This window comes from Chromohalobacter sp. 11-W (assembly GCF_029889905.1).
GTDB lineage: Bacteria > Pseudomonadota > Gammaproteobacteria > Pseudomonadales > Halomonadaceae > Chromohalobacter.
This window is the reverse complement of sequence record NZ_JARANZ010000020.1, coordinates 1-3,699: the sequence shown is the minus strand read 5'-3', so window position 1 is coordinate 3,699 and position 3,699 is coordinate 1. Positions and strand designations below refer to the sequence as shown.

The following is a 3,699-nucleotide window of genomic DNA, read 5'->3' as shown; positions in this document are numbered from 1 at the left end:
GACCTATCGCGGCAGCAAGTACAACGAACTGGTCTTCGACGACGCCACCGACCAGGAGCGCGTGCGCCTCAACTCCGAAGCCGAGAAGAGCCAGCTCAACCTTGGCTACCTGATCCACCAGACCGGCAACACCCGCGGCGCCTTCCGTGGCACCGGCTTCGAACTGCGCAGCGATGCCTATGGCGCCATCCGCGCCAACCAGGGGCTCTACCTCACCAGTTGGGGCCAGCTCGGTGCCCGCGGCGACCAGCTCGATCTCACCCCGGCCCAACAACAGCTCGACAGCGCCTACCAGCTCACCGATACGCTGAGTCAGAGCGCCCAGGATCACAACGCCGAAGCGCTCGACAGCCGGACGAATCTCAAGCAGGCCGGGGAAGACGCCGACGACACCTACGGCAACAGCGAACAGCTCACCGGCAGCGACCAGAACAGCGCATCCGGCGCCACGGACAGCGGCGGAAGAGGCGAAGCCGCGCGCATGAAAGCGCCCTGGCTGCACCTGGCCTCGCCCGCCGGCATCACGGCGAGCACGCCGGAGTCGACCCACCTGGCCCAGGGCAAATCGCTCAGCGTGGCCAGCGGCGAAGACGTCAACATCGCCACCGGCAAGAGTCTGGTCGCCTCGATCTCGGAGAAGCTCTCGTTATTCGTGCAGAAGGCCGGGATCAAATTGTTCGCGGCGCGGGGCAAGGTGGACATCCAGGCGCAGTCGGACAACCTCGAAGCCACCGCGCGCCAAAACCTCAACGTCACTTCCCGCGACGAGAAGGTCGATCTTGCCGCCGCCGAAGAAATCCTGCTCGTCAGCGGCGGCGCCTACGTGCGCATCAAGGACGGCAATATCGAGCTGCACGCGCCCGGCAAGGTCACCGTCAACGGCGCAACAAAGAGTTTTGGGGGGCCGGCGAGTATGGACTCGGACATGATGGGATTACCGGAGGGGGACGACTGCGCAACGAAGCATAAAGGCGCTGCCAGTCGCGGTTCTCCGCTGGTTGAGTGAGGGGAGTGAAACGATGACATCGTGGTTATTGCACGATCATCTCAATGGACCGCTAGAGTGCGAAGGTGTCGAGTTCGTGGGCGCACTGCGGCCGCGCCGCAGGCCGGATCTCCATGCGCTGACGCCTCATCTCTACCGCGTCAACGAATCGGCCATCAGCCACGTCAGGGAGCGTGCCGAGGCAATGTCGCGTCATGGCATGCCGCCTGCTTTGTGTGCGCTACTTCGGGCGGATGTCGATCCCGTCGTCCTTCAAGAACAACTGAGCCGATTCTGCCTGGCGGCGACGCCCACGACGCGATGGATGTACTGCCGATTCTTCGATCCGCGTGTCATGGCGCATCTTCGTTGGATTTTGATGCCGGAACAACGCCAGTCGCTCCTGGGAAAAATTCGGTGCTGGGAGCTGCTGAATTCCAGTCGACATTGGATATCGATATCCAACCAAGCACCTGAGGCGGGAAGCGTATTGCGGCTGTCTCTCGACGAGGACCAACTTCGACATCTTGAAGCGTTGCCCACGATTCGCGAGTGCCTGACACAATGGCGAGATCAGGACCCCCAAGCGCCAATGGACGATGCGGAGGCAGGACGGCACATTGCCGAGCGACTCACGCATGCCCGACAACGGGGGTTGCAGGATGAACGGGACCGTTTAGCACTCGTACTACATGAATTGCTGGTGCACCCCGACATTCTCCAGCATCCCGATGTGGCACACGCGGTCGTGATGGCGAAAGAGGGCACATCGTATCGGGCCGTGACATCGAACTGGCCACAGGCACGCTGGGAATCCATCCAGGAACAATTGACCAATCGGGAAACGACGTAGCATGAGTGCGATTCCAAACATCAACGAAGCTATTGCGACGGCCGCCGCCAACGTGCCCAGTAAAAGCGCCGGCACCGATACGAGCGGTTGTAGCGACTGTCAGATGTGCAAGAAGTCGCCCGGGCTGGTCATTCTCCCGGTGCGTTATGCGGCTATCGCCGAGAGTCATGCGCACGCCATCAACGGACTCACTCCGATCGTCAGCGGTGGAAGCTTCGGCGACGGCGTCCTCGACAAGCAGATGCAACGCGCGACTTACATCCTACGCTGCATGCGACCGGGCTACTTTTACCTGCACTTTCCGAACGGTGATGCGGAAGGCGCCAAGTGGCGAAAATATATCGTCACCAGCGACAGCAACTTCATCCCGCTTCCAATCGATGGCCAGTTGGCACCGGGGATGGAAAAAAGTGAAGCCTGCCGGAGATCCAGCGACTGGCAGATGGCCAGGTGCGTGACGATCAGTCAGCCCGAACAGGTCACGCAAGCTTGGTTGGCCTTCTCGGATACCGACTGGGACAAGACGCTTCGGGATCGGATCGCCCGGGACCCCGCGACACGCATGCAGTCGCTCAACCCGTCTCTGTGTATCTCCCCGGCAGCGAGTCAACCCCACACCGCACCGCTCTCGGCAGTGACGGATTGGGTGAGTGAATACCGGCACAATACGACCCCGAGCTTTCGCAACACGGTGGCTGACGAAGACGATGCGCAAAACACCGCCACCTTCGAGTCCGTCTATCCCTTCCAATGGCGCGCTTTTGAGGCCGATGACCTGATCGAAACCGCCGAGCGAACATCGCAGGGGCGATCCATTCTTTTTGCCACGCACGATCCGCGCGGCATCACGGTCGAGCTCAACGCCGAGCAGATTCAAGCGGTGGAGGCTTCTCTACAGCGCTTCAGTTGGCGGAACGCCTCCTGGGAGGGGATTCAAGCGCTCAAAAATGTCGTCGAGGTGACGACAGAGTCTGTCTACCGAAGCGGTATTGCCGAGAATGAGTCGATGATGCTGAACGTACCGGAAAAACGGCTTCGTGAAGCGAGACAAAAAGTGGATGACGGAACGGCTTCGGAAGCGGATCGCCAGACCATTTCGAATATGGAGGCGCTGCTGGATGAGTCCAAAGCGACGAATCAGCGCCAATATCTCAGTTCGGATACGATTAGAGCTCGAAGTCAGCGTGCCTGGAAGGAAACCCGCAACGACGTCTGGTTTGGAGTCTATGAAGACGATGATGAATACTTGCGAATGTCCGATGAAGAAATTGAGCAGGACTTCAAGGAGACCGTCTCCAAGGTATTAAAAGATGATCAGGAAAAAGTGCACACGCCGATTTCGGAAGACCATGCGATATGGCTTGGGTCGGACGCGTTGAAACGCTGCTTTGAATGCGACTACCGGACCGACGATCTCGATTCTGGCACACATTACGTCCATCACTTTATCGAATGTCTCCATGATGCCGCCGACCGGGCGGAATGCGAGAGCGTAATCCAAGAATGGGTAGAGCAACCTGATCTGGGAGACACTTCTAACCTGCTCATGCGTAGTTTGGTCTGGAACCAGCAGACGCATGCGGATGTCGTGAGCGATCTGACGGATACGCAGATTACGGAAAGCAATGTGCAGACGGTTCTGGATAAGATGAACAGTGCCTGGGCAGCTAGTCGAAAGCACATGTTCAATCCGGAAGCCTCTGAAGACGCCGCCAAAAATGTTTTCTCTCAGTTGCTCTACCAGACTGGTGCGCCAGTGGCCAAATTTCTCTCTCGCCAGCTCGACTCGGCCGCGATGAACCTCTATGTCGCCGCGTCGATGTTGGCCACCGAACGGCTGATGTTACAACGGCCCCTGGCT

Annotated in this window: 3 protein-coding genes; all 3 read left to right on the top strand. The window is 59.2% G+C overall.

The genetic code is table 11. The features are described from left to right. A partial coding sequence (locus OP494_RS17030) for a type VI secretion system Vgr family protein (RefSeq protein ID WP_280542760.1) occupies positions 1–1,006 on the top strand: 1,006 nt, incomplete at its 5' end. A 13-nt stretch (positions 1,007–1,019) separates the two neighbouring features. Beyond that, entirely contained in the window at positions 1,020–1,838 is an 819-nt protein-coding gene (locus OP494_RS17025; protein WP_280542758.1) for a DUF4123 domain-containing protein, read from the top strand. A gap of 1 nt (position 1,839) precedes the next feature. Next, positions 1,840–3,699 (top strand): T6SS effector BTH_I2691 family protein (locus OP494_RS17020; RefSeq protein WP_280542757.1); only part of this gene is annotated, 1,860 nt, incomplete at its 3' end.

What these genes read in the sequence shown, in the direction of transcription:
- OP494_RS17025 (WP_280542758.1), top strand. Translation starts at nt 1,020, where the DNA reads ATGACATCGTGGTTATTGCACGATCATCTCAATGGACCGCTAGAGTGC.